Source organism: Bradyrhizobium liaoningense (assembly GCF_018130955.1).
In the GTDB taxonomy this organism is placed as follows: domain Bacteria; phylum Pseudomonadota; class Alphaproteobacteria; order Rhizobiales; family Xanthobacteraceae; genus Bradyrhizobium; species Bradyrhizobium liaoningense_C.
Genome location: NZ_JAFCJM010000011.1, coordinates 51,058 through 76,730, shown reverse-complemented (window position 1 = coordinate 76,730; position 25,673 = coordinate 51,058). Strand labels below are relative to the sequence as shown.

Below are 25,673 nucleotides of genomic sequence, written 5' to 3'. Positions count from 1 at the left end.
GCGAGGTCACCTTCTCTGGTTATACACGTCGATGCAGACGGCACCCAGCAGCACCAGCCCCTTGATCACCTGCTGGTAGTCGATGCCGATGCCGAGGATCGACATGCCGTTGTTCATCACACCCATGATCATGGCGCCGACCACGGCGCCGCCGACGCGCCCGACACCGCCATAGGCCGAGGCGCCGCCGATGAAGCAGGCGGCGATGACGTCAAGCTCGAAGCCGAGGCCCGCCTTCGGCGTCGCGGTGTTGAGGCGCGCAGCGAAGACGAGGCCGGCAAGGGCCGCCAGCACGCCCATGTTGACGAACGTCAGGAAGGTCAGTCGCTCCGTCTTGATGCCGGAGAGTTTTGCCGCTTTTGCGTTGCCGCCGACCGCATAGATCTGCCGCCCGACCACGGTGCGCCGCGTGACGAAGCCATAGAGCGCGATCAGCGCCGTCATGATGACGAGCACGTTCGGCAGGCCGCGATGCGAGGCGATCAGATAGGTGAAATAGAGCACGACGCAGGCGAGCAGCACGCTCTTCCCTAAGAAGAACGCATAAGGCTCGGCCTCGATGCCGTGCGCCAGCTCGCGCGAGCGGCTCTTGGCGCTGGCATAGACCATCCCCAGCGCCAACACCACGCCGATCACCATGGAAGTCGGATGCAGCGTACCGGCCTCAGGCAGCAGCTCCGGAATGAAGCCCGATGACAATTTCTGGAAGGTCGCCGGGAACGGCCCGAGCGACTGTCCCTGCAGCACCGCCAGCGCAAGTCCCTTGAACACGAGCATGCCGGCCAGCGTCACGATGAACGAGGGGATACCGAAATAGGCCACCCAATAGCCCTGTGCCGCGCCGATGGCTGCGCCGAGCACGAGGCAGGCAAGGAATGCGACCGTGTAGTCGACCTTGTACGTCACCATCAGAAGCGCCGCGACCGCGCCGACAAAGCCGGCGACCGAGCCGACCGACAGGTCGATATGGCCGGTGACGATCACCAGCAGCATGCCGAGCGCCATGATGACGATGTAGCTGTTCTGCAACACCAGGTTCGTCAGGTTGAGCGGCTGCAGCAGCGTGCCGCCGGTGACGATCTGGAAGAACAGCATGATCGCGATCAGCGACAGCAGCATGCCGTAATTGCGCAAATTGTTCTTGATGAAGCTACCGTGCTGCCGCTCCTCGGGCAGCGAAACCGTCTTGTCGGTCATGGCTGCGATCCTCCCATCTCCGCGGCCTCAGGCACGCCGTTCGCAAATTTTCTGTCGTTACGCATGATGGCGCGCATGATCTTTTCCTGCGTCGCCTCGCTACCCCTAAACTCGCCGACAAAGGCGCCGTCGTTCATTACGCAGATGCGGTCGCAGATGCCGAGCAGCTCCGGCATCTCCGACGAAATCACCACGACGCCCCGGCCGGCTTCGGCCAGTTCATTGATGATACAGTAAATCTCGTATTTCGCACCGACGTCGATACCCCTCGTCGGCTCGTCCAGGATCAGGACCTTTGGATCGGTCATCAGCCATTTCGACAGCACGACCTTCTGCTGATTGCCGCCGGAGAGCTGGCCGGTCTCCTGATAGACGTCGGAGCAGCGGATCCGCATCCGGTTCCGGTAATCGCTTGCCACCTTCAGCTCGGCGATGTCGTCGATCACCATGCGCGGGGCAACCTGGTCGAGGCTCGACAGCGTGATATTCTTGCGGACATCGTCGGCCAGGATCAGCCCGAGCTGCTTGCGGTCCTCGGTGACATAGGCAAGGCCGGCATCGATCGCCGCGGCGACGTTGGGCAGGTGGACCTCATGTCCTTCCAGCCTGATCCGGCCGCTGATGTTGTATCCCCAGGACCGCCCGAACAGGCTCATGGCGAATTCGGTGCGGCCGGCGCCCATCAGCCCGGCAATGCCGACCACTTCGCCGCGTCGCACATTGAAGCTGACATTCTTGATGACCTGCCGCTCCGGGTGGATCGGGTGATAGACCGACCAGTTCTCGACCGCGAGGACCGGCTCGCCGACCTTGGCGCTGCGCTCCGGAAAGCGATGGGCGAGATCGCGGTTGACCATGCTGCGGATGATGCGGTCTTCCTGCACGGGCTCGGACCGGCAATCGATACCGTCAACGGTGCGGCCGTCGCGCAGCACGGTGATGTGATCGGCGACGCGGGCGACCTCGTTGAGCTTGTGCGAGATCAGGATCGAGCCGATACCCTGCTCCCGGAATGCCATCAGGCGCTCGAGCAGCGCCGCGCTGTCGGCTTCGTTCAGGCTGGCGGTGGGCTCGTCCAGGATCAGCATCCGCACCCGCTTGGACAGCGCCTTCGCAATCTCGACCAGTTGCTGCTTGCCGACGCCAAGGTCGGTGATCAGCGTGTCCGGCGACTCCTTCAGACCTACCTGGGCCAGAAGTTCCCGCGTGCGCCGGTAGACCTCGTCACGGTCGATGACACCGAGCTGCGACGGCGGATGCGAGAGAAAGATATTCTCCGCGATCGACATCAGCGGGATCAGCGCCAGCTCCTGGTGGATGATGATGATGCCGAGCGCTTCGGAATCGTTGATGTCGCGGAAGTGCCGCTCCTCGCCCTCAAAGACGATGGTGCCCTCGTAGCTGCCGTGCGGATAGACCCCGCTCAACACCTTCATCAGGGTGGATTTTCCGGCGCCGTTCTCGCCCACCAGGGCGTGGATCTGGCCGGCCTGAACGGAGAAATTGACGTCGCGCAAGGCCTGCACACCTGCAAAGCTCTTGCTGACGCCGCGCATCTCCAGCATTGCGGTCATCGTCGTGTGTCCTTACTTCGCCTCTCCCCGCTTGCGGGGAGAGGCCCAAATGCGCGCGTAGCGCGGATTTGGGGTGAGGGGGAGTCTGCGCGTCCGACTGTCACCGTCCGTGCGGAGACTCCCCCTCACCCCAACCCTCTCCCCGCAAGCGGGGAGAGGGAGAAGAAGCCCCCCCGCAAGAACGGGGAGAGGAGAAGAGAGAGTCTTACTGGAATTGCGCCTTCTTGTAGTAGCCGCTGTCAACCAAAACCTTCTCCCAATTGTCCTTGTAGACCACGACGGGCTTGAGCAGGAAGGACGGAACGGTCTTGACGCCGTTCTCGTAGGTCTTGGTGTCGTTGACGGTGACCTGCTTGCCGGCCAGCGCCGCATCGACCATGTCAGCGGTCACCTTGGCGAGGTCGCGGGTGTCCTTGAAGATGGTCGAATACTGGTCGCCGCGCAGCATCGCCTTGATCGAGGGCACTTCCGCATCCTGGCCGCTGATCACAGGCATGGGCTGACCGGCGCTGCCGTAGCCGACGCCCTTGAGCGACGAGATGATGCCGATCGAGAGGCCGTCATAGGGCGACAGCACGGCGTTGACCTTCTTGTTGCCGTAGTAGGCGCTGAGCAGGTTGTCCATGCGGGCCTGCGCGGTGGCGCCGTCCCAGCGGAGCGTCGCGACCTTGTCCATGCCCATCTGGCCGGAAGCAACGACGAGCTTGCCGCTGTCGATGTAGGGCTTCAGCACGCTCATGGCGCCGTTGTAGAAGAAGTAGGCGTTGTTGTCGTCGGGCGAGCCGCCGAACAGCTCGATGTTGAACGGACCCTTGCCATCCTTCAGGCCGAGCCCCTGCACGAGCGAATCCGCCTGGAGCACGCCGACCTGGAAGTTGTCGAAGGTCGCGTAGTAGTCGACATTCGGCGTGCCGCGGATCAGGCGGTCATAGGCGATCACGGTGACGCCCTTGGCCTTGGCCTGCTTGAGCACGTCGGACAGCGTGGTGCCGTCGATGGCGGCGATCACCAGCACCTTGGCGCCCTTGGTCACCATGTTCTCGACCTGCGAGAGCTGGTTCGGGATATCGTCCTCGGCATATTGCAGGTCGGTGGCGTAGCCGCGCTCCTTCAGCACCTTGACCATGTTGTTGCCGTCGTCGATCCAGCGTGCGGACGACTTCGTCGGCATGGAAATGCCGACCGTGCCCTTGTCCTGCGCGCAAGCGCCGCCGGATGAGGCGAGCGCGGCCGCGCCGGCGAATGCCAGTGCGAGAAAAGTCGTCTTCAGTTTCGTCATGTTTCACTCCCTTTAGGGTTTACGAACGCTTCGTTTGCAGTGAGAACTCGGTGTGATGCTCTGTCTTGGGTCTCCTATGCGAGCTTGACGTCGGGCTCCGCGCGACCGCGCGCAGAAACCTCCAACAGAAATGTGCAGCCGGCCTGCGGATCGGCGGCGCGTGCCGCTTCATCCATATCCTGCCAGGCCGAGGTGACGAGCAGACGAGACAGGTCGGCCCCGACAAAGGCCGGACAGCTCGACTGCAAGGCGGGAACGCGCAGCGAGCGCAGGTGTTCGCCTTGCGGGCTGTAGACGTCGACGCAGCCGCCGCCCCAGCGCGCATTCCAGATCAAGCCGTCGGCATCGACCACGGAGCCGTCGATACCGCCGATGCCGCGATGGCGCACCAGCAGTTTTGGCTCGCCGCGCGGCAATCCCGTCGCGGGGTCGAGCGCGACACTGAAGAGCTCGTTGCGGCCGGTGTCGGCAAAGTAGCCGGTTGCCCCGTCTGGCGAGAAGCAGATCGAATTCGGAATGGTGACGCCGGGATAGAGCGTTGAGATCTCCCCGCGATGCAGCGCGTAGATCGCGCCTGCCAGGGGCTCCGCCTTCTTTCCCATCGTGCCGATCCAGAACGTGCCGGAGGGATGAACGCGGGAATCGTTGGAGCGCGTGCGGGGATTGTCGGCTTCGAGCGGACGGTAGAGCGTCATCGCGCCGTCAGCGACGCTGCGGATGTAGAGACCGTCTTCCGCGACGATCAACTGGCGCTCGGCATCGATCCGTCCAAGCGCGCTCGCCATGCGGCCGAGATTGTGGGCCTTCAGCGCACCACTGCCGAGATGGGCCTCGTACAGCTTTGCCTCGCGAATATCGAACCACCACGCCGTATCCGTCGCCGGATCGTAAGTCGGCCCCTCGCCGAGATGGCAATGTTCATCGCACAGGACTGAGGTCTGCACCTGCTCGATCATGTCTGCACCCCAAAGCGATAGACCGTGCGGTGCCGATAGACGCCGTCGGGCCTCAGGATGGGGCTCGGAAAGTCCGGCCGGTTTGGCGAATTCGGCCACACCTGCGGCTCCAGGCAGATCGCGTCGGATTGTCGGTAGAGCTTGCCGCCCTTGCCGAGCACCGAGCCGTCGAGATAGTTGCCGGAGTAGACCTGCAGGCCCGGCTGATCGGTCAGCAGTTCGAGCACGCGCCCCGAGCGCGGCGCTTCCAGCCGCGCTGCGAGCTTCACGATGCCGTCGGGCGCGAAGCAGAAATTGTGGTCGTAGCCCTTGCCGTTGCGCAACTGCTCGTGGCTTTCGCGAATTCGCGCGCCGACCGGCGTCGCAACGCGGAAGTCGAACGGCGTGCCCGCCACCGGATGCGGCGGCCCCGGCAACGGAATGGCGGTGGGATCGATCGCCAGGAAATGATCTGATGTCAGCGTCAGCCGGTGATCGAGCGTGTCGAGGCCGGAGGTCGCGCCTTCCAGGTTGAAGAAGCTGTGATTGGTCAAATTGAGGATCGTCGGCCGATCGGTTCGGGCCTCGAACTCCATCGACAATTCGGCCGGACCGGTGACGCGGTAGGTGAGACGCACCGCCAGCCGGCCCGGATAGTTCTCCTCGCCATGCTCGCTGACATAGCTGAGCGTAACCGCGGGCTCCGCACCGTCGGCGATGTCGGCAATGTCCCACAATTTCCGGTCAAAGCCGTTCGGTCCGCCATGCAGCGCATTCGGTCCGTTATTGGCCTCGAGCTGTACCGTCGCGCCGTCGAGGACGAACTGCGCATTTGCGATACGGTTGGCGTAGCGGCCCACGGTCGCGCCGAAAAACTTTCGCTCCGTGACATAGCCGGCAAGCTCGTCATAGCCGAGCGTCACGTCCTCGCAGCCGCCCTTCGCATCAGGCACGATCAGCGCCTGGAGCGCCGCGCCGAAATTGATGATACGCGCTTCGAACCCGCCCTGCCCGCGCAGGGTCACGCGCTGGACGGCGCGGCCGTCCGGCAGCCGTCCGAAAACCTCTCCTGCGATGCGCGACTCGGCCATGATCAATCCACGAACGGTTCGACGAGCGTGCGCTTGCCGAGCATGAACGCGTCGGCGACGAGACGGAACGGCGCAAGGTCGACGTCGGCGGCACCTGTCGCCGCAAGTTCGACAAAACGATGATAGAGCTCGCGGTACTCGGCATCCGGTGCCTCGGACAGCACCTTGCCGTCCACCGCCATGCGCCTGCCGCCGCCGGACAGCGTCATGCGACCGCCGTCGGTCTCCACGACAATGTCCCAGCTTTGCGGACCGGTCTGGCGGAAGTCGAATTCGGCCGTAACAGGCAGGCCGGTCGCATCCGCCAGCGTCAGGTCCGCCGCAATCGGCGCCTCGCAATTGGAAGGAAATGACAGCGTTGCTCCTGTCACAAACACCGGGCGTGGCATGATGCGGGTCAGGATCGAGAGCGCGTTGATGCCGGGGTCGAACACGCCAAGCCCGCCCGGCTGCCAGATCCAGGTCTGCCCGGGATGCCAGACGCGGACATCCTCCATCCAGCTGATGTGGACGGACGAAATGCGGCGCGCGGCAAGCCATGCCCGCGCCGGCTCGACCGCCGGCGCATAGCGCGAATGCCAGGTCGCAAACAGCGTGCGCTTCGAATGCTGGGCCATAGCGATCAGCGGATCGAGCTCACTGACGCTGACGCCCGGCGGCTTCTCCAGCATCACATGCTTGCCGGCGGCGAGCGCGCTGGCTGCCTGCGCGCGGCGCACCTGCGGCGGCGTGCACAGCGAGACCGCGTCGATCGGCGGGCCCTTGCTCAGGAGGTCTTCGATGGTCGCAAAATGCGGCAGGTCCGGCAGTGATGCGTTGCGGCTCGCGATCGCGGCAAGCGTTGCGCCCGGCGTCGCCGCGATTGCCGCGACATGCTGGTCGCGCGCGATCTTGCCGAAACCGACGATGGCAATGCGAAGCTCGGTCACGACGGATCTCCGGAATCTGCGGCCATCGCTGCTTCGATCACCGTGCCCTCATGGCGGCTCATACCGTTGTGAATGACGAACACCATCGCCTGGAAAGCGGATTCGGTGTCACCGGCCGCGATGGCATCGACGATCTTCTGATGCCAGAGCAGCACGGTCTCGCGGTCTTCCGGTTCGACGGGAGCGCTGAGCAGGAACGACGCCCGCAAGGCGGCCTCGATGACGTGGCCGATCGAGCGCATGAACAGATTGCCTGACGCGCGCGCCACGCCGACATGAAGCGCAAGGTCGGCGTCGGCAAAGTCGGCGGAGTCGGAGGCTTCCTTGCGCATCCGATCCATGGCGCGCCTGAGCTCCGCGATATCCCCCTCCGAGCGCTGCATGGCCGCGAGCGCGGCCGCGCGTGGCTCGACCGCGAGCCGGATCTCGGCGAGATCGTCGAGGAAGCGTTTGTCGATGCCGGCATCGAGATGCCAGGCCAGCACATCGGCGTCGAACATGTTCCAGGCGACGCGCTCGCGTACGACCGTGCCGACCCGGGCTTTGGTCGTGAGCAAGCCCTTTGCGACGAGCGTCTTCACGCTTTCGCGCAGCACCGGTCTCGAGACGCCGAACATCGAGGTCAATTCGGTATCGCCCGGCAGCCGGGTCCCTTCGGCATAACGGCCGGCGATGATGTCGATGCCGATCGATCGGGCGACTTCGGCGTGGTTGGAATGCGCACGCCGCGTCGGAATGACCACGATACGCGAGGCCATGATGTTGCTCTCCCCCTCTGGCAAGCGCAATTGATCGCTGTCAGAACGGATCAGGCGGCGGTAGGCTGGCGTGAGGGATATTGGATCATGAGGCGCGTCTCCCGATTTCGTCTTTGGGCGCCAATCGGTATCATGGCACCGTATTCCTGCCTCTTTGGGCGGTCGGACGCACTATTTCACGGAATTCGAGCGGCGACTAGTCATATTATCTGACTATTTCGCGATTCCCCTCATCGGGCCCCTTTTCTACTTTGCATGGGGTTGTTTTGCAGAAAAAAGATCCGGCCGGCCGACCACGCGGCCGGCCGGCAGATATGCCCTGCGGTCAGATGACTTTCCGCTGCGCAAGGTTCTTCATCAGCGCACCGATGCCAAAACTCCAGGGCTCGCATTCGTCGCTGGTGCGCATCCGGTTGACCAGCTTGCCGAGCTGCGGCGCCGAGATCGTGACGATGTCGTCGCGCTTGTGGGTAAATCCCTGCCCCGGCGCGTCGCGATCTTCGACCGGCGCGAACATCGTGCCGAGGAACAGCACGAAGCCATCCGGATATTGATGCACGGATCCGATCGTCTGCGCGACGAGATCGGTCGGATCGCGGCTGATCTTGCTGATCGAGGAGTGGCCGTTGAGAACGAAGCCGTCCTGCCCCTTCACGTTGAGGCTGATGTCGAGCTTGCGCGCGTCATCGAGGGTGAACGTGTCGTCGAACAGGCGCAGCAGCGGGCCGATCGAGCACGAGGCGTTGTTGTCCTTGGCCTTCGACAGCAACAATGCCGAACGTCCTTCGAAGTCGCGCAGGTTGACGTCGTTGCCGAGCGCGCCGCCGACGATCCTGCCGCGGCTGGAGACGAACAGCACCAGCTCCGGCTCGGGATTGTTCCAGGTCGATTTCGGATGCAGTCCCGCATCCATGCCCGACCCGACCGATGACATCGTCGGCGCCTTGGTGAAGACCTCGGCATCGGGGCCGATGCCGACCTCCAGATACTGGCTCCAGGCGTTCTGATCGATCAGCACCTGCTTTAGCCGCATCGCCTGGTCCGAGCCCGGCTTGAGCTTTGACAGATCGTCGCCGATCAGCCGCGTCACCTCTTTGCGGATCGCTTCGGCTGAAGCCGGATTGCCCTTGGCCTTCTCCTCGATCACCCGCTCCAGCATCGAGACGGCAAAGGTGACGCCGGCCGCCTTCAGCGTCTGTAGATCGACCGGGGCGAGCAGCCACGGCTTCTGCCGGTCGCGATGATCGGGCGGCGTGTTGGCCGCGATCGCCTCGAGATCGCCGATGCGCTCGCCCTTGGACTCGCGCAGCGCCTTGGCCGGGTTCTCTTCCTCGCACAGCGCGCTGATGGTCGGAAAGCGCGCGGTGACGTCGAACACGCCGTCGCCGCGCACGGCGACCACGGCCGGACCGTCGGCCTGCGGCAGCCAGACGCGCCCTGCCAATGTCCCCTTCGTTCCGTCCTCGGGCAGAAGCTCATTTGCCGTCAGTGCCGCTTCCGACTTCATCGCGTCCGTCCTTTTCCAGTCTCATGATCGCCAATCATTTGCGGCGCTCGCCGCGATACCAAAAACACCATTTGCAGGCACAGCGCTACTGGCAGAACTGCGATTCAACCAACCCGCGCGCGCGGCCCTATTGCACCGCGGAACCATTTGCGACGCAACATTCAAAATGAGACTGCCCGTTAAGCCGTACAGCCCTCCGACGCGTGCGCTGCATTCGAGTTCGGTTAGCTTTCATTCCAAGAACCGCGCCACGCAAACGGACGCGGCGAACAATCTACGACGCAGGGAGGAGAGCAATGTTGAAAGGCAGTGTGGGACTTATCGCGCTGAGCGCCTTGTTTCTATCAGGCGCGGCGATGGCTCAGGAAAAGATCAAGGTCGGCGTCACCGCGACGCTCGAAGGCACCTATACCGTGCTCGGGGAGGACGGCATCCGCGGCCACCAGACCGCGCTCAACGTGCTCGGCAAGAAAATCGGCGACAAGGAACTCGAATTCGTCATAGCCTCCACGGACGCGACGCCCGACTCCGCCGTTCGCGCCGTCCGCAAGCTGATCGAGCAGGACAAGGTGCAGATCCTGCTGTCGCCGCTGTCAGGCGACGAAGGCATCGCGGTGAAGAATTTTGCAAAAACCCACCCCGAGCTGACCTTCATCAACGCCGCCTCCGGCGCCCAGGAAACGACCTATGTCGATCCCGCGCCGAACTTCTTCCGCTACAACATGGACGGCGCCCAGTGGCAGGTTGGCCTCGGCAAATACGCCTATGATGAAAAGAAGTATCGCAAGATCGCGACCGTCGGCGAGGACTACTCCTTCATCTACACCCAGGTGTTCGGCCTCGTGCTCGAATTCTGCGGCATGGGCGGACAGGTCACGAACCGCCAATGGGTGCCGCTGGGAACCAAGGACTTTGCCTCGGTCATCGCGGCATTGCCTGACGATGTCGACGCGATCTATCTCGGCCTCGGCGGCGCGGATGCCGTCAACTTCCTCAACCAGTATCAGCAGGCCGGCGGCAAGGCGCATCTGATGGGTGGCTCGATCATGATCGATCAGACCATCCTGTCCTCCAAGGGCAACGCCAAGAACGCACTGATCGGCACGATCGCGGCGAGCGGCCAGGCCGACACCTGGGAAGATCCGGGTTGGCAGAAATTCGTGAAGGCCTATCAGGACGCCTTCCCGCCGAACAAGCGTTTCCCGAGCCCCTCACTGCTCGCGACCAACTATTACGGCTCGACGATGGCGCTGATCCTCGGATTGCGCGCGGTCAACGGCGATCTCTCCAACAACCAGTCGAAGTTCAAGGAGGCGCTGGCAAAACTCGAGATCGATGCGCCCAACGGCAAGATCAAGCTCGACTCCAACCGCCAGGCGATCGGCACCAACTTTGTCACCGAAGTCGTCGATGACGGCAAGGGCGCCCTGTTCAGCAAGGTCGTCAAGGTCATCCCGAACGTGAACCAGACGCTCGGCTACGATCCGGCGGTGTTCGCCAAGATCGGCTTGCCGAGCCGTACAGTACCTGAATGTAAGAAGTACTGACGCATCACGTTCGCAAATGAGCAGCCGGGGAGCGATTTGCATGCGCGGAGACTTCCGCCCTTGCAATCTCTCCCCGGTTGTTCAACGCTGTCGGGAAAGCGAGCAAACAAAATAAGATGATATCGGGAGGGAAGGCATGAGCCGGGCGCTCGCCGTCTTCCACGGCCGGTTCGGTCGGGCGACGGTTTATCAGTTGAACCGCCCTTTCAACATCCACGCGCATCGCGAAGGTCATCTGATCTTCCATGTCGGTGGCATGCCTGCTTGCATTGATGTCAACGATGGGCGCTACGAACTGACTGAAGGCTCCGTGGTCGCCGTCAATCCGTGGGAACCACACAACTTCCTGCCCTCAGATCTCGAAGGCGGCGCGATCTTCTTCGTGCTCTACGTCAATGCGGAGTGGTTCGCGCCCGATGCGCCTGGTGCCGACCGCCTGCGCTTCGGCCGCACCCAGTTCAAGCGCACAGTCGCACTCGATAAGCACATCCGCCGCACGGCCGCGCTGGTGTGCGGTGCCCCCTCGCTCTCCAGCCTCGATTCCGAGCTGCGGCGGCTGATCGACATCTGTTACGACGAAAGCTGGCAGCAGGCGGACATCGCCCGCGATCCGCGCGCCGGCGGCACCGTCACCGATTTTCGCGTCCGCAAATGCATCAAGCTGATGTCGGAAAGCCCGGGCGCCGAGATGGAGCTGGACACGATCGCGCGTGAATCCGGCCTGTCGCGGCCGCACTTCTACCGGCTGTTCCGCACCCAGACCGGCGTCACGCCGCACCTCTATCTCAACACGCTGATCATGGAACAGGCGCTGGAAGCGCTGGTCGCCAGCGAAGCGCCGATCGCCGATATCGGCTTCGATCTCGGCTTCTCCTCGCAAAGCGGTTTCACCCGCTTCTTCGCCGCCAATGTCGGCATGGCTCCGACCGATTATCGTCGCGCGGCCAAGGTCTTGCGCGCCTGACGGCTGCGCGAAAAGATACTGACAATCAAACACCGGCCTTGCGGCCCCGATAGGATGTGCGGAACGCGATCCCGAAAAGAGGATCGCGAGTCCAGGGAGGACGCACGTCCATGGCGAGGTACGCAGCCTGCGGAAGGCTGTCCGACCCGATTGCTGCCCTTCCCCGCCAGCGGGGCGAGGCTAAGCCATGACACGCTTTGTCGAACGCCATCCGGTCTGGGCGCTGATCGCCATCATCGCGCTCGCGATCCTGCTCTGGCTGATCTTTGCGGTGTGGCCGCCCGGGCTTGAAGAGGCGATCGGCCGCAAGCGCGTCTTCCTCAACGCCGTCTTCAACGGCATCACGCTGGGCGGCCTCTACTTCCTGGTCGCGAGCGGCTTTACGCTGATCTTCGGCCTGATGCGCAACGTCAATCTCGCGCACGGCTCGCTTTATCTGTTTGGCGGCTATATCGGCTACGCCATCAGTGCCTCGACCGGCTCCTGGATCCTCTCCTTCATCATCGCCTTCATCCTGACCGCGCTGGTCGGCGTGCTCCTGCAGGTGATCGTGTTCCGCCGCATGGAGGGACAGGATCTTCGGCAAACGATGGTCACGATCGGCCTCTCGATCGTCTTTGCCGATCTGATGCTCTGGGCCTGCGGCGGCGATTTCTACCAGATCCAGACGCCGAGCTGGCTGATCGGCCCGATCGATCTGCCGCTGATCACGGCGATCAAATCCTCCGGCGAGCCGGTCTATCTCCGCTATCCGCTGGTCCGGCTCGTGATCTTCCTCGCCTCCGTCGTGATCGGCGTCGCGATGTGGCTCGCGCTCAACCGCACCCGCATCGGAATGATCGTCCGCGCCGGTGTCGACGACCGCGACATTCTCGCTGCGACCGGCGTGCGCATCCAGCTCGTCTTCGTGCTTGTCTTTGCACTCGGCGCCGGACTTGCCGGCATTGCCGGCGTCGTCGGCGGCACCTTCCAGTCGCTATCTCCCGGCGAGGACATAAGATTCCTGCTCGCCTCCCTCGTCGTCGTCATCGTCGGCGGCATGGGCTCGATCCCCGGCGCGGCCCTCGGCGCGCTCATCATCGGGCTCGCCGAGCAGCTCGGCTCCGTCTACATCCCGACCTACGCCATCGTCGTCACCTTTCTGATCATGGTGCTGGTGCTGGCGGTGCGGCCGCAGGGCCTGTTGGCGAGGCGCTGACATGTCCGTCACCCACGATGCCCGCGTTCAGCTTCTCCCCGCCGCCACGGCGCAGCGTCCGGCCATACGCACATGGCCGGAGATCGACAATCCGGCCGCCTGGATCGTCGCGGTCATTCTCCTGATCATGCCGCTCATCGCCAACGGCTTCTTCCTCATCGAGATTTTTGCGACGACGATGATCCTCGGGACCATCGCGCTCAGCCTCATGCTCCTCGCGGGCTATGCCGGCATGGTCAGCCTGATGCAGCTCACCATCGCCGGCTTTGCCGCCTATATGGTCGCGGTGTTCGGCACCAGCGACAACGCCAACATCAGCCTGGGCTGGCCATGGTGGCTGGCAGTTCCGATGGCACTCGTGCTCGCCACGCTCTTCGGCACGCTCGGTGGTGCGCTCGCGGTCCGGACCGAGGGCATCTACACCATCATGATCACGCTCGCGATCGGTGCGGCCTTCTACTACTTCACCAATCAGAACTGGGCGATCTTCAACGGCCATACCGGCATCAACAACGTGGCCACACCGCGCTTCTGGGGCGTCAACTGGCGCGCTGATATTCCCTTTTACTACGTCGTGCTCGGCACCGCCGCGCTGTGCTACTTCGCCGTCCAATACATCTCTCGCGCCCCCTTCGGCCTCGCGCTGCAAGGTGTCCGCGATAATCCGCGCCGCATGGCCGCGCTCGGCTTCAACGTCAATGCGCACCGAATCGCGGCCTACGCCGTCGCATCGTTCATTGCTGCGCTCGCGGGCGTGCTCCAGGTTTGGAACTACCGGCAGATTTCGCCGGGTTCGGTCAGCGTCGGCGCCTGCATCGATATCCTGATCATCGCAATCGTTGGCGGCATCACGCGCCCGATCGGCCCCTATATCGGCGCGCTGATCTTCGTGCTCTTGCGCACCTTCGCGCTCGACTTCTTGGTCGAGATCGGGCTCGACGGCAACCGCTTCCGGCTGATCATCGGACTCGGCTTCCTCGCCATCGTGTTCTGGTCGTCGGACGGCGTCATCGGCCTGTGGCAGCGCTGGCGCAATGGAGTGAATGAGAGCAAACGGCCCGCCACGCCGCGCCCGGGCGGAGGGCACGGCCATGGATAGCGTCGCGCACCGCCTCTCCGCCGTCGGCGCCGGCGCGGCACTGGAGCTTCGCGGCGTCACGCGACTGTTCGGCGCGCTGGCCGCACTGACCGACGTCACGATCACCGTCCGCCCGGGCGAGCGGCGCGCGGTGCTGGGCTCGAACGGCGCCGGCAAGACCACGCTGTTCAATTGCATCACCGGCGACTTCCCGCCTACGTCAGGCACGATCCGCTTCTTCGGCGAGGATATCACCCGCTTCCCGCCCTATGAACGCATCCGCCGAGGTCTGCGCCGGACCTACCAGATCTCCGCGCTGTTTCCCGGCCTCACTGTCCAGGACAATGTCTACCTCGCTTGCCGCGGCGTCTCGCGCGGACGTTTCTCCTTCTTACGTCCCGGCCAGAACGATGCGCTGATGCACGCGGCGGACAATCTCGTCCAGGCTGTGCATCTGTCGGCCGTGAAGGACCAGCGCGTCGCCGAGCTCGCCCACGGTCAGCAGCGCCAGCTCGAGATTGCGCTCGCGCTCGCCGGCGCGCCGCGCTTCGTGCTGTTCGACGAGCCGGCCGCGGGCCTCTCCCCGGCCGAGCGGTTGGAGCTGATCGAGATTTTGACCTCGCTGCCCGCCCACATCGGCTACATCATCATTGAGCACGACATGGACGTCGCGCTGCGCGTCGTCGAGAGCGTCACGATGATGCACAACGGCCGCATCTTCAAGGAAGGCCTGCCGCAGGAGATCCAGTCCGACCCCGAGGTCCAGGAGCTTTATCTCGGAGGCGGCCATGAATGATGTCCGCCGCGGCGCGCCAGCCCTCGATGTCAAAGGCCTCGACGTCTATTACGGCCATTCGCACGCACTGCAAGGCGTCGACCTCACCCTGGAGGCCGGCGTGTTTTCCGTGGTCGGCCGCAACGGCATGGGCAAGACCACGCTGTGCAAGGCGATCATGGGATTGGTCCCGGTCAGCGGCGGCTCGGTGCGAATCCGCGGCGAGGACATCACGCGGCGCCCGCCGGCACATATCGCGCGGCTCGGCGTCGGCTATGTGCCGCAGGGACGCCGTCTCTGGCGCTCGCTCAGCGTCGACGAGCATCTGCAGCTCGCCGCCGGCCTGCGGCGCGGCGCCTGGACGGTCGAGCGCATCTACGACACGTTCCCACGGCTTGCCGAGCGCAAGGACAATGGCGGCGGTCAGCTCTCCGGCGGCGAGCAGCAGATGCTCGCGATCTCGCGCGCGCTGTTGACCAACCCGCAACTCCTGATCATGGACGAGCCGACTGAAGGCCTGGCGCCGGTTATCGTCGCCCAGGTCGAGGAGATGCTGCTGCGCCTCGGCGAGGACGGCGACATGGCCGTGCTCGTGATCGAGCAGAACATCGGCGTCGCTACCGCCGTCTCGCGCAACGTCGCGATCATGGTCAACGGCCGCATCAACCGCATCATCGATTCCGTTCGGCTCGCCGCCGACCGCGACTTGCAGCAGCGCCTGCTCGGCGTCGGTCTTCATGCGGAGCTGGAGCCCGAGGTCGACGTGTCTGCGGCCGGCGCCGAGGCCAAGTCCGCACCGCAGCCCGCGCGCCCGACGGGTCCAATCCGGGTCTACATCTCGAATCCGACGCCGCCGACGCGCTGGTCGCAGCCGGTGCCGATCGCACGCATCGAGGCGGCGGCGCGTACGCTCTCGACGCAGGTCGCACGCCTCGACGAGACCGCGCGGCGCACGCGCGAGCCAGTCGCAGCGCAGACCTCGGGCCCGCCGGTCGTCCTCGTCGTCGGCACGCTCGACACCAAGGGCACAGAACTCCGCTACATCCGCGACATCATCGCTGGAACCGGCCTTCGGACGCGGCTCGTCGACGTCTCGACCAGCGGCAAGCACTCCACCTGCGATGTCTCTGCGCAGGAGATCGCGTTGAATCATGGCCGCGGCGGCTCGGCCGTGTTCGGTCCCGACCGCGGAGCGGCCGTCACCGCGATGGCGGACGCTTTCGCCAACTGGATGCGACGCCAGGGCAATATCGCCGGTGTCATCTCGGCGGGCGGCTCCGGCGCCGCCTCGCTGGCCGCGCCCGGCATGCGCACCTTGCCCGTCGGCGTACCAAAACTGATCATTTCCTCGGTCGCCTCCGGCGACGTCGGCCCCTATGTCGGTCCTGCCGACATCACCATGATGTACTCGGTCACCGACGTGCAGGGCCTCAACTCGATTTCGCGCGCGGTGCTGGCGAACGGCGCCAACGCGCTGGTCGGAATGGTGAAGGCCCGCCTCGACCAACGCGAAGCCCAGGAGCGCGCGGCGGAAGCCGCCCTGCCGTCGATCGGCATCACCATGTTCGGCGTCACCACGCCGGCCGTGCAGAAGATCGCGGCGGACCTGCACGGCGATTTTGAATGCCTCGTTTTCCACGCCACCGGCGTCGGCGGCCGCTCCATGGAAAAACTCGTCGATTCCGGCCAGCTCGCTGGCGTCATTGATCTGACCACGACGGAAGTCTGCGATCTCCTGATGGGCGGCGTGTTTCCCGCGACCGAAGACCGTTTCGGCGCCATCATCCGCAGCCGCCTCCCCTATATCGGCTCGGCCGGCGCACTGGACATGGTGAACTTCGGCGCGCCGGACAGCGTCCCCGAGCGCTATCGCGGGCGAAAGTTTCACGTCCACAATCCGCAAGTCACCTTGATGCGGACCACGGCGGACGAGAACGAGCGGATGGGCCGCTGGATCGGCGAAAAACTCAATCAGATGGATGGGCCCGTGCGCTTCTTCCTGCCCGAGGGCGGTGTGTCCGCCCTCGATGCAGCAGGCCAATCGTTCTGGGATCCCGAGGCGGATGCGGCTCTCTTCCGCGCGCTGGAGCGCACGGTGCGGCAGACCAGCAATCGCCAGCTCATCCGCGTCAGGAAGAACATCAACGATCCCGAGTTCGCCGCCACCATTGTCAGTGCGTTCCGGACGCTGTTCGGCCGCACCGGGGCGCGCCGAAAACGAGCGAGGTGACCGATGGCGAGGTTTGAACGCGTTGCCCTCCTGAAGAAGTTTCGCGACATGGCCCGACGCGGGGAGCCGATCGTCGGCGGCGGCGCCGGCACCGGACTATCTGCCAAATGCGAGGAGGCCGGCGGCGTCGATCTCATCGTGATCTACAATTCCGGCCGCTACCGCATGGCCGGGCGCGGCTCGCTCGCCGGCCTCATGCCCTATGGCGATGCCAATGCCATCGTGCTGGAGATGGCCGGCGAAGTGCTCCCTGTCGTCAGCAAGACACCGGTGCTGGCCGGCGTCAACGGCACCGATCCGTTTCGCGACATGGACGTCTTCCTCGATCAATTGAAGGCCATCGGGTTCGCAGGCGTGCAGAACTTTCCGACCGTCGGCCTGATCGACGGCATCTTCCGCGCCAATCTCGAAGAGACCGGGATGTCCTATGCGCTCGAGATCGACATGATCGCGAAGGCGCATGACAAGGACATGCTGACCACGCCCTACGTGTTCAGCGAGAAGGAAGCCGCCGCGATGGCGATCGCGGGGGCCGACATCATCGTCTGTCACATGGGGCTGACGACCGGCGGCACGATCGGCGCGCAGACCGCGCCTAGGCTGCAAGACTGCCCGGCGCAGATCGACACCTGGGCCTCGGCCGCACTCAGCGTCAATCCGGACATTCTGGTGCTGGCGCATGGCGGCCCGATCGCCGATCCGGCGGATGCCGATTTCATCATGAAGAACACAAGTCACTGCCACGGCTTCTACGGCGCCTCCTCGATGGAGCGACTGCCCGTAGAGCGCGCGCTGACGGATCAGGTGCGTCAATTCAAGGCGATCGGCGCGCGATAACGCCGGAACGTTTGAGGGAGGGAAAAATGTCAGGGATTTTGGTCGGTGAATTGATCCTCTGGCTGATCATCGCGATCATCGTGATCGTGGTTGGCGTCTATATCGTGAACTGGCTCTACCACCGCTCCTCAAAGGAGGTCTCCTTCGTCCGGACCGGCTTCCTCGGCGAGCGCGTGGTGATCAACGGCGGCGCCTTCGTGCTGCCGTTCATCCACGACTATACGCCGGTCAACATGAACGTGCTGCCGATGGGCATCGTTCGGTCCCGGCAAGACGCCGTGATCACCCGCGACCGCATGCGTGTCGACATTGAAGCCGACTTCTACGTCCGCGTGCAGGCGAGCCGCGAAGCCGTCTCGATTGCGGCCGCAACGCTCGGCCGCCGCACCATGGAGCCTGAACAGCTCCACGCCCTCCTCGCCGGCAAGTTCATCTCCGCGATCCGCTCGGTTGCCTCCGAGATGACCCTGGAGCAGATGCACGAGCAGCGCGGCGAATACGTCGCCCGCGTCAAGGCCAATGCGGCCGAAGCGCTGGCGCAGAACGGTCTCGAACTGGAATCGGTCGCCATCACCGATCTCGACCAGACCGACCTCGAGTTCTTCAACCCCTCGAACCGCTTCGACGCCGAGGGTCTGACCCGGCTGATGGAGGACATCGAGGCCAAGCGAAAGCTGCGCAACGATATCGAGCAGGACTCGATGATCAAGATCCGCTCCCGCAATCTGGAGGCCGAACGGCAGGCGCTCGAAATCGAGCGGGAGAGCGAGACCGCGCGCCTCGAGCAGGAACGCGACATCGAGATGCGCCGCGCTCTGCAACGCACCGAGGTGGCCCGCGAGCGCGCGCTGCGCGAAACCGAAGCCGAGCAGGCCCAGATCTCCGCCCGCGAGGCCATCGAAAGGGCGCGCATCGCCAACGACCAGGCCATCGCGGAAGCCCGCATCGCCTCCGAGCGTGAGACCCGCCAGAAAGAGATCGAGCGGACCCGCACCATCGAGGAAAAGGAACTTTTGGCACGCGAAGAGGTCGAGAAGACGCGGATCGCGAACCAGCGCTCGATCGACACCACCCGCATTGCTTCGGAACGCGAGGTGCGCCAGCGCGAGATCGAGCGCATGCGCACGGTCGAGGAAGCCGAGATCGCGGCGCGCGAGGCGATCGAGAAGGCCCGCATCCAGCAGGATCGCGTCGTCACCGATGCCCGCATCGCGAACGAGGAAGAGACAAGGCGCCGCGAGATCGAGCGCACCCGCGCGGTCGACGAGGCCGAAATCGCCGCCCGCGAGGCGACCGAGAAGGCGCGCATCGCCCAGACCATGATCGTCAATGTCGAGCGCATCTCCTCGGACGAACGCACCCGCGCGTTGGAGATCCAGCAGGTCCGCACCATCCAGGAAGCCGAGATCGAGGCGCAGCGCGCGGTCGAGGCTGCCCGCATCGCCCGCGAGCGGACGCTCGCCGCCGAGCGCATCGCAGCCGAACAGAACACGCGCCAGTTGGAGATCGAGCGCAACCAGACGCTTGATGTCGCCGGGATCGCCGCGCGCGAAGCCACGGAAGCCTCCCGCATCGCGCAGGAGGAGCGCGTCCGCTCGCTGGAGATTGCCCGCAACCGTGCCGTCGAGGAGGCCGACATCGCCTCCCGCGAGGCGATCGAAGCTGCCCGCATCGCGCAGGAGAAGACCGTCGCTGCCGAGCGCATCCAGGCCGATCGGGACACCAAGGCGCTGGAAATTGAGCGGACCGCAGCAATCGAGGCCGCCGACCTCAAGCGGCGTGATGTCATCGAACGCCAGCGCATCGGCGTCGACCTCGCGCTCGAATCCGAGCGGATCACCTCTTCCAAGAAGCGCGAGGTCCTCAATATCGAGCAGAAGAAGGCGATCGAGATCGCCGACGAGGATCGCGTGATCGCCCTCTCCGCGAAGCGCTCCGAACGGATCGACGCTGACAGCCGGGTCAAGCAGGCCGAGATCGTCGCTCGCAAGGAGGTCGAGACCACCGACGTCTCGCGCGAGCAGGCGCTGGAGGCCGCCCGCATCGAGCGCCGCCGTTCGATCGAGCAGCTCGAGGTCGCCCGCGTCCAGTCGCTCCAGGAGGCGGAGATCGCCTCCCGCGAGGAAGTCGAGCGCGCCCGCATCGCTTCCGATCGTGGCCTCGACGAGGCCCGCATCGGCCGCGAGCGCGAATTGCGCAAGCTCGAGGTCAACCGCGAGAAGGAGGTCGAAACCGTCCTGATGGAGAAGGCGATTGCGATCCACCTGAAGTCGCTGGAGGAATCCGCGGCCAAGGCCTCGGCCGAGGAAGCGCGGATGCGCGCGACCGAGGCCACAGAGCGCGTCATCACCGCCCGCGAAAACGAGATCGCAAAGCGCCGCAAGACCGTGGAGATCCTGATCGCCGAGAAGCAGGCGGAGGAGACCCGCATCGCCGCGGAAGCCGAGCGTGTTCGCGCCGCCGTGGAAGCAGAGGCGCAGCGCCTATTGAACGAGGCCGAGAACGTGCTCACCGACCAGGCACGCTACTCGCTGTTCCGCAGAAAGCTACTCGACCGCATCGAGGGCATCGTCCGCGAGAGCGTCAAGCCGATGGAGAAGATCGAGGGCATCCGCATCCTCCAGGTCGACGGCCTCAACGGTGGCGGAAATGGCGGTGGTGGCGGCCGCAGCGCGACCGACGAGGTGATCGACTCGGCGCTGCGCTACCGCGTCCAGGCACCGCTGATCGACTCGATCCTGTCGGATATCGGCGTCGAGGGCGGCAGCCTCGCAAAGATGCCGGGCCTGATCCGCGAGGCCCGCGACATGCAAGGCATCAAGGAATCCGCCCGCAAGAGCGGCGGCGGTGGTGGTGGCGACAAGCCGGCCGGCCCGGCCGCCCCCTCCGTTGAAGGCGAACCGCCGGCCGAGCGCGGTCCGCGGAAGAAGAGTTGAGGATCCAGTCCATGGCCCGCGTCTACGTCTCCACCGTCGTCAACGCCCGCAACGACCGCGTCTGGGCGCGGGTGCGCGACTTCAACGGCTTGCCGAACTGGCATCCCGCGATTGCGGAAAGCCGCATCGAAGGCGGTGAGCCCGCGGACAAGATCGGCTGCGTCAGGGATTTTCGCCTGCGCAACGGCGACCGCATCCGCGAGAAGCTTTTGGGCCTCTCCGACTACGACATGTTCTGCACCTACTCGATCCTGGAATCCCCGATGGGCGTCGAGAACTACGTCGCGACCTTAAGGCTCACGCCGGTCACCGACGGCGACCAGACCTTCATGGAATGGACCGCCGAGTTCGACTGCGCGCCGGAGCGGGAAGCGGAACTCGTCGGCAACATCGGCGGCGGTGTGTTCCAGGGCGGCTTCGATGCCCTGAAGCGAGTGTTCGGAGGCTAGCCGTGCCGCATATCGTCAAGAGCACGATCCTGGACGCACCGACCGACGCGGTGTGGAACGTGCTGCGCGATTTCAATGGCCATGATCGCTGGCATCCGGCGGTCGCGACCTCGACCATCGAGCGGGCGCAATCATCGGACAAGATCGGCTGCGTCAGGCGCTTCAAGCTCAGGGACGGCGCGGAGCTGCGCGAGCAACTTTTGGCGCTGTCCGACCTCGAACAGTCCTTCAGCTACTGCCTGCTCGATACGCCCGTGCCGATGTTCAACTACGTAGCCCACGTTCGGCTACTGCCGGTGACCGACGGCGACCGCACCTTCTGGCACTGGGAATCGCGCTTCACCACAAAACCGGAAGACCGCGACCGCATCACCCACATGGTCGCCGAAGATATCTACCAGGCCGGATTCGAGGCCATCCGCCGCCATCTGAAGGAGGCCGCATAGTCATGGCTGTCACGGTAAAGACCTTTGCCAGCTCCAATGAGGCCGCAACCGCGCTATCGTCTGATCGCACGGCGCGTTATCTCGGCGGCGGCACGCTCGTGATGCGCGCGCTGAACGAGGGCGACGTCTCGATCTCGACCGTGGTTCGCGCCAACGACCAGGCGCTGACCCGGATCGACGCATCGGGCCCGCGGATCACGCTGGGTGCCGGCATCACCTTCGCGCGCATCCTTAGCGAGCGCGACCTCGCCTTCCTGCACGCCCCGGCCCGCTCGATCGGCGGCCCGGCCGTGCGCAACATGGGAACGGTCGGCGGCAATCTCTTTGCGCCAAACCCCTACGGCGATTTTGCCGTGGCGCTGCTGGCGCTCGATGCCACGGTGGCGGTGCAAGGCGGCTTTGGGTCCCGCGACATCGCGATCGAAGAATTTTTGCAATCGCGCGAACGGCAATCGGGCGCCCTGGTGCTCTCGGTCTCCTGCACGCGGCCGGCCAGTGCGGATGCTTTCCGCTATCGCAAGGTCGCCCGCATCAAGCCGAAGGGTGGCTCGGTCATCACGCTCGCGGCGCATCTGCCGATCAGCGGCGGGCGCATCGCCGGCGCGCGCATTGCGCTGGGCTCGATGGCACCGACGCAGATCCGTGCCAAGGCCGCCGAGCGTGCGCTGGAGGGGCGCACCCTGGATGCTGCAACCATTGCCGCCGCGGCGTCAGCCGTCACCGAGGGAACATCGCCCTCCAACAACGCGCTCGGCAGCGCCTGGTATCGCCGCGAGATCGTCGGCGTGCATCTGCGTCGTCTCTTGTCCGGCCAGGAATAGACAGGGAATAGATCGTCATGTCAAAAACTCCCCTGCAATTTCGTCACAATGGCCGCGACGTCGCGATCTTCGTCGATGGCGGCACCAACCTCTTGGTTGCGCTGCGCGAACTGATCGGCGACATGACGCCAAAATTCGGCTGCGGCCAGGGCGGCTGCGGCACCTGCAGCGTGCTGATCGACGGCGAGTTGCACCTCTCCTGCCTGACGCTCGCCGAGACCGTTGCCGGCCGTTCGGTCGAGACACTCGACGGCATGAAGCAAGGGCCGAACCTGCATCCGCTGCAACGCGCCTTCGCCGACGCCTTTGCCGCCCAGTGCGGCTATTGCACGCCGGGCATGCTGATGGCGGCAAGGGCCCTGCTCGACCGCAATCCGTCGCCGAGCCGGGCCGAGGTCGTCGAAGCGATCTCCGGAAACATCTGCCGCTGCACCGGCTACGAATCCATCATCAATGCCATCCTCGCCGCCTCGGGCGGCCGGGCCAGCGCCTAAGGACCCCGTCATGCTGGAATTGCGCAAGGACATTTTCGCCGACGAGCGCGACGATAACCTCAAGGAGATCGGCAAGGGCACGCAGCGCCAGGATATGCTCGGCCACATCACGGGCACGTCGAGCTACTTTAACGACCACAAGCTCCAGGGCATGCTGCATCTGAAGGTGGTTCGGTCCACGCATGCGCATGCGCGGCTCCGCCGCATCGACACCACGGAAGCCGAACGCTCGGTCGGCGTGCGCAAAATCATCCGCGGCGCCGACGTGCCGGTCAATCTCAATACGCTGCTCAGCCTGATCAACTTCGGCAAGGACGACGAGCCGTCGCTGGCGGTGGACAAGGTCCGCTACAAGGGCGAGCCGATCCTCGCCATCGTCGCCGACAGCGAGCGCGAGGCGTTTGAGGCGATCGCAAAAGTGCGGATCGACTACGAGCCGCTGCCGACCGTGTTCGACGTCGAGGACGCCCTCAAGCCCGGCGCGCCCGTCGTCAACGAGACATACCCGAAGAACGCCTTCATCTATCACGAGGCCTACGATCACCAGCGGCTGCGCTTTGGCGATGCCGACGCGGCGCTGGCCACAGCCGACCACGTGCTCGAGCAGCGCTATCAGATGTCGCCCATCGAGCACGCGCCGACCGAGACCAACGGCGCGATTGCCGCCCCGGATACTAATGGCCGCTACGTCGTCTATACCTCGACGCAGGCGCTGTTCTTCTCGGTCGACACCTGCGCCAAGATCTTGGACGTACCGTCCAACACCTTCCACTTCATCGGCGGCACTGTTGGCGGCGGCTTTGGCGGCAAGGTGGACACGCTGACCGAACCGCTCGCCATTTTGGGCGCGATGTTGACCGGGCGGCCCGTGCGCTATGTGTTCGGGCGCGAGGAGGAGATGCAATACGGTCCGCCGCGCGGCGCCGAGCGCATCTACATCAAGGACGGCGTGATGCGCGATGGCCGCATCGTCGCGCGCAAGATCCGCGCCTACTTTGACAGTGGCGCCTATACGCGGCTGTCGAGCTACGCCGCCGTGAAATGCGCGGCACACCTGCCGGGCCCCTACACCATCCCCAACGTCTATGGCGACGTCTATTGCGTCTTCACCAACCGCACGCCCGCGACCGCGATGCGCGGCTTCGGCGTCACCGCGATGGATTTTGCGATCGAATGCCAGATGGACAAGCTCGCCAACCTCGTCGGAATGGACCCGATGGAGTTCCGCATCCTCAACGCCTATCGCGACGGCGACATGAAGGCGCATCGGCGCGAGGCCAAGAACACCGCGCTGATCGAATGCGTGCAGGTCGCGGCCGAAAAAGCCAAATGGCCGATCCGCGACGAGTTCCGCCGCGCCTCCTCGCGCAAGGACGGCGGCGGCAGCCGCGCCGTCATTCCGCCGATTCCGACCGATGCGCGGGCACGGCCGACCACACCTGCGCAACAGCGGACGACCTACGACCGCGCACCGGTGAATGTGACGCGAGAACCGCCGCGCGAGCCGCCTCCACCGGCACCGCCGCCTCCACCGCCGCGGCCGTCCGCCCCCTCGCATGGCGCCACCCGCTTCTCGTCGGTGTTCGGTACAAGGAGACGCTGACATGACCCGGCATCGCGGACGCGGCATGGCGTCGATCAACTACCCCATCGGCATGAATCTCGGCGGCGATCCGAGCCAGGCGCTGGTGCATTCCAATCCCAGCGGCAAGTTCACGGTGGCGCTGTCGTCGATCGACCTCGGCCAGGGCATGAAATCGGTGACGCGGCAGATCTGCGCGGAAACGCTCGGCGTGCCGGTCGAGGACGTCTATGTCGACACAGCAGACTCCGACACCGGCCCGCACTGCATGGGCTCCTTTGCCTCGCGCGGCACCCATCGCGTCGGCAATGCCGTGATGGCCGCGGCCCGCGAGGCGCGCGGGGTGATGATGGAGGCCGCCGCGGAGGAGCTGGAAGTCAACGCCGCCGATCTCGAAACAGACGGACGCGGCAACATCCACGTCAAGGGTGCACCGCATCGCTCGATCTCGACCAAGGACGTCGCCATCGCCGCCCAGTTCAAGCAGGGCAAGACCATCTCCGGTCGCGGCATCTTTCTGGTGCCGCTCTCCAACGTCGACCCCGAGACCGGCGAGATGTCGCCAGCGACCTGCTACGCGCATGCCTGTCTCGTGGCCGAGGTTGAGGTCGACGACGAGACCGGCGAGGTCGAAATGGTGCGGATGGATTCCGCCTATGAGCTCGGCCGCGCGCTCAACCCGCGCCTTGTCGAGCAACAGCTCGTCGGTGGCGCCTGGATGGGCATCAGCCACGCTCTTTATGAGACTCCGGAGCCCTACTATCCCGATCCGGTGCACGGCCCCCGCGACTTCGTCGAATATCTGATGCCTGGCCCCGGTGACATCTGCCCGCACGACATTGCGGTGCTGGAGCGCCCTGCTCCTGACGGTCCATTCGGCGCAAAGGGGCCGGGCGAGATGTGCGCCAATCCGGTGCTGCCGGCCGTCGCCAACGCGATCTTCAACGCGGTCGGCGTGCGCATCGACGAACTGCCGATCACGCCAGAGAGAGTCTTGCGCGCGATCAAAGCCCAGGGCGGCGCGCGGCCGCAGGCACGACGTTAGA

General features: G+C 64.9%; 22 protein-coding genes. 14 read left to right on the top strand and 8 right to left on the bottom strand.

The features are described 5' to 3' along the window. Positions 1–6: 6 nt before the first annotated feature. The 8 genes from mmsB to JQ632_RS11895 all read right to left on the bottom strand — a co-directional run bounded on the left by mmsB (position 7) and on the right by JQ632_RS11895 (position 9,270). Entirely contained in the window at positions 7–1,197 is a 1,191-nt protein-coding gene (mmsB, locus tag JQ632_RS11930) for a multiple monosaccharide ABC transporter permease (RefSeq protein WP_212402510.1), read from the bottom strand. Further along, positions 1,194–2,771, bottom strand: a complete 1,578-nt coding sequence (gene mmsA, locus JQ632_RS11925) for a multiple monosaccharide ABC transporter ATP-binding protein (protein ID WP_212402509.1) — start codon at positions 2,769–2,771, stop codon at positions 1,194–1,196. Before mmsA ends, mmsB begins: the two co-directional genes overlap by 4 nt. A 205-nt stretch (positions 2,772–2,976) precedes the next feature. Beyond that, entirely contained in the window at positions 2,977–4,050 is a 1,074-nt protein-coding gene (gene chvE / locus JQ632_RS11920) for a multiple monosaccharide ABC transporter substrate-binding protein (RefSeq protein ID WP_212402508.1), read from the bottom strand. A gap of 74 nt (positions 4,051–4,124) precedes the next feature. Next, complete coding sequence (locus tag JQ632_RS11915; protein ID WP_212402507.1) at positions 4,125–5,006, bottom strand: SMP-30/gluconolactonase/LRE family protein; 882 nt, start codon at positions 5,004–5,006, stop codon at positions 4,125–4,127. Next, a complete protein-coding gene (locus JQ632_RS11910; RefSeq protein ID WP_212402506.1) occupies positions 5,003–6,076 on the bottom strand; it encodes an aldose epimerase family protein in 1,074 nt (357 codons plus the stop codon). The genes JQ632_RS11915 and JQ632_RS11910 overlap by 4 nt, the downstream gene beginning before the upstream one ends. Before the next feature lie 2 nt (positions 6,077–6,078). Then, positions 6,079–7,005: a Gfo/Idh/MocA family protein gene (locus tag JQ632_RS11905; protein ID WP_212402505.1), complete on the bottom strand. Its 927-nt coding sequence runs from the start codon at positions 7,003–7,005 to the stop codon at positions 6,079–6,081. Then, positions 7,002–7,763, bottom strand: coding sequence for a FadR/GntR family transcriptional regulator (locus JQ632_RS11900; RefSeq protein ID WP_212402504.1), 762 nt, complete (start codon positions 7,761–7,763; stop codon positions 7,002–7,004). Before JQ632_RS11900 ends, JQ632_RS11905 begins: the two co-directional genes overlap by 4 nt. 325 nt (positions 7,764–8,088) lie before the next feature. Continuing rightward, positions 8,089–9,270 carry a fumarylacetoacetate hydrolase family protein gene (locus JQ632_RS11895; RefSeq protein WP_212402503.1) on the bottom strand — a complete coding sequence of 394 codons (1,182 nt, stop codon included), beginning with the start codon at positions 9,268–9,270 and terminating at the stop codon, positions 8,089–8,091. A 296-nt stretch (positions 9,271–9,566) separates the two neighbouring features. Between JQ632_RS11895 and JQ632_RS11890 the strand changes: the two genes are divergently transcribed. The 14 genes from JQ632_RS11890 to JQ632_RS11825 all read left to right on the top strand — a co-directional run bounded on the left by JQ632_RS11890 (position 9,567) and on the right by JQ632_RS11825 (position 25,672). After that, the gene (locus tag JQ632_RS11890) at positions 9,567–10,817 is read left to right on the top strand and encodes an ABC transporter substrate-binding protein (RefSeq protein ID WP_212402502.1); all 1,251 of its coding nucleotides are present in this window, start codon (positions 9,567–9,569) and stop codon (positions 10,815–10,817) included. A gap of 136 nt (positions 10,818–10,953) precedes the next feature. Further along, positions 10,954–11,781, top strand: coding sequence for an AraC family transcriptional regulator (locus tag JQ632_RS11885; protein ID WP_212402501.1), 828 nt, complete (start codon positions 10,954–10,956; stop codon positions 11,779–11,781). 187 nt (positions 11,782–11,968) lie between these two features. After that, entirely contained in the window at positions 11,969–12,979 is a 1,011-nt protein-coding gene (locus tag JQ632_RS11880) for a branched-chain amino acid ABC transporter permease (RefSeq protein WP_212402500.1), read from the top strand. Between the two features lies 1 nt (position 12,980). Beyond that, the gene (locus tag JQ632_RS11875; protein WP_212402499.1) at positions 12,981–14,078 is read left to right on the top strand and encodes a branched-chain amino acid ABC transporter permease; all 1,098 of its coding nucleotides are present in this window, start codon (positions 12,981–12,983) and stop codon (positions 14,076–14,078) included. Further along, entirely contained in the window at positions 14,071–14,853 is a 783-nt protein-coding gene (locus JQ632_RS11870; protein WP_212402498.1) for an ABC transporter ATP-binding protein, read from the top strand. The genes JQ632_RS11875 and JQ632_RS11870 overlap by 8 nt, the downstream gene beginning before the upstream one ends. Then, entirely contained in the window at positions 14,846–17,062 is a 2,217-nt protein-coding gene (locus JQ632_RS11865; protein WP_212402497.1) for an ABC transporter permease, read from the top strand. Before JQ632_RS11870 ends, JQ632_RS11865 begins: the two co-directional genes overlap by 8 nt. 3 nt (positions 17,063–17,065) lie before the next feature. After that, complete coding sequence (locus tag JQ632_RS11860) at positions 17,066–17,899, top strand: phosphoenolpyruvate hydrolase family protein (RefSeq protein ID WP_212402496.1); 834 nt, start codon at positions 17,066–17,068, stop codon at positions 17,897–17,899. Positions 17,900–17,925: 26 nt separating this feature from the next. Then, positions 17,926–20,835, top strand: coding sequence for a flotillin family protein (locus JQ632_RS11855; protein ID WP_212402495.1), 2,910 nt, complete (start codon positions 17,926–17,928; stop codon positions 20,833–20,835). An 11-nt stretch (positions 20,836–20,846) separates the two neighbouring features. Further along, positions 20,847–21,284 carry an SRPBCC family protein gene (locus tag JQ632_RS11850; protein ID WP_212402494.1) on the top strand — a complete coding sequence of 146 codons (438 nt, stop codon included), beginning with the start codon at positions 20,847–20,849 and terminating at the stop codon, positions 21,282–21,284. A 2-nt stretch (positions 21,285–21,286) separates the two neighbouring features. Then, positions 21,287–21,730 (top strand): SRPBCC family protein, encoded by a 444-nt coding sequence (locus JQ632_RS11845; RefSeq protein ID WP_212402493.1) that lies wholly within the window; start codon positions 21,287–21,289, stop codon positions 21,728–21,730. A 2-nt stretch (positions 21,731–21,732) separates the two neighbouring features. Then, positions 21,733–22,551 carry a xanthine dehydrogenase family protein subunit M gene (locus JQ632_RS11840; RefSeq protein ID WP_212402492.1) on the top strand — a complete coding sequence of 273 codons (819 nt, stop codon included), beginning with the start codon at positions 21,733–21,735 and terminating at the stop codon, positions 22,549–22,551. A gap of 17 nt (positions 22,552–22,568) precedes the next feature. Next, positions 22,569–23,045, top strand: coding sequence for a (2Fe-2S)-binding protein (locus tag JQ632_RS11835; protein ID WP_212402491.1), 477 nt, complete (start codon positions 22,569–22,571; stop codon positions 23,043–23,045). 10 nt (positions 23,046–23,055) lie between these two features. Then, positions 23,056–24,648, top strand: coding sequence for a xanthine dehydrogenase family protein molybdopterin-binding subunit (locus JQ632_RS11830; protein ID WP_212402490.1), 1,593 nt, complete (start codon positions 23,056–23,058; stop codon positions 24,646–24,648). A 1-nt stretch (position 24,649) separates the two neighbouring features. Continuing rightward, positions 24,650–25,672, top strand: a complete 1,023-nt coding sequence (locus tag JQ632_RS11825) for a xanthine dehydrogenase family protein molybdopterin-binding subunit (RefSeq protein WP_212402489.1) — start codon at positions 24,650–24,652, stop codon at positions 25,670–25,672. Position 25,673 lies beyond the last annotated feature (1 nt).

Coding starts and splice junctions, on each gene's coding strand:
- JQ632_RS11900 (WP_212402504.1), bottom strand. CDS start 7,763: ATGGCCTCGCGTATCGTGGTCATTCCGACGCGGCGTGCGCATTCCAAC.
- JQ632_RS11915 (WP_212402507.1), bottom strand. CDS start 5,006: ATGATCGAGCAGGTGCAGACCTCAGTCCTGTGCGATGAACATTGCCAT.
- JQ632_RS11860 (WP_212402496.1), top strand. CDS start 17,066: ATGGCGAGGTTTGAACGCGTTGCCCTCCTGAAGAAGTTTCGCGACATG.
- JQ632_RS11835 (WP_212402491.1), top strand. CDS start 22,569: ATGTCAAAAACTCCCCTGCAATTTCGTCACAATGGCCGCGACGTCGCG.
- chvE (WP_212402508.1), bottom strand. CDS start 4,050: ATGACGAAACTGAAGACGACTTTTCTCGCACTGGCATTCGCCGGCGCG.
- mmsB (WP_212402510.1), bottom strand. CDS start 1,197: ATGACCGACAAGACGGTTTCGCTGCCCGAGGAGCGGCAGCACGGTAGC.
- JQ632_RS11830 (WP_212402490.1), top strand. CDS start 23,056: ATGCTGGAATTGCGCAAGGACATTTTCGCCGACGAGCGCGACGATAAC.
- mmsA (WP_212402509.1), bottom strand. CDS start 2,771: ATGACCGCAATGCTGGAGATGCGCGGCGTCAGCAAGAGCTTTGCAGGT.
- JQ632_RS11890 (WP_212402502.1), top strand. CDS start 9,567: ATGTTGAAAGGCAGTGTGGGACTTATCGCGCTGAGCGCCTTGTTTCTA.
- JQ632_RS11910 (WP_212402506.1), bottom strand. CDS start 6,076: ATGGCCGAGTCGCGCATCGCAGGAGAGGTTTTCGGACGGCTGCCGGAC.
- JQ632_RS11850 (WP_212402494.1), top strand. CDS start 20,847: ATGGCCCGCGTCTACGTCTCCACCGTCGTCAACGCCCGCAACGACCGC.
- JQ632_RS11885 (WP_212402501.1), top strand. CDS start 10,954: ATGAGCCGGGCGCTCGCCGTCTTCCACGGCCGGTTCGGTCGGGCGACG.
- JQ632_RS11865 (WP_212402497.1), top strand. CDS start 14,846: ATGAATGATGTCCGCCGCGGCGCGCCAGCCCTCGATGTCAAAGGCCTC.
- JQ632_RS11895 (WP_212402503.1), bottom strand. CDS start 9,270: ATGAAGTCGGAAGCGGCACTGACGGCAAATGAGCTTCTGCCCGAGGAC.
- JQ632_RS11875 (WP_212402499.1), top strand. CDS start 12,981: ATGTCCGTCACCCACGATGCCCGCGTTCAGCTTCTCCCCGCCGCCACG.
- JQ632_RS11880 (WP_212402500.1), top strand. CDS start 11,969: ATGACACGCTTTGTCGAACGCCATCCGGTCTGGGCGCTGATCGCCATC.
- JQ632_RS11840 (WP_212402492.1), top strand. CDS start 21,733: ATGGCTGTCACGGTAAAGACCTTTGCCAGCTCCAATGAGGCCGCAACC.
- JQ632_RS11855 (WP_212402495.1), top strand. CDS start 17,926: ATGTCAGGGATTTTGGTCGGTGAATTGATCCTCTGGCTGATCATCGCG.
- JQ632_RS11870 (WP_212402498.1), top strand. CDS start 14,071: ATGGATAGCGTCGCGCACCGCCTCTCCGCCGTCGGCGCCGGCGCGGCA.
- JQ632_RS11825 (WP_212402489.1), top strand. CDS start 24,650: ATGACCCGGCATCGCGGACGCGGCATGGCGTCGATCAACTACCCCATC.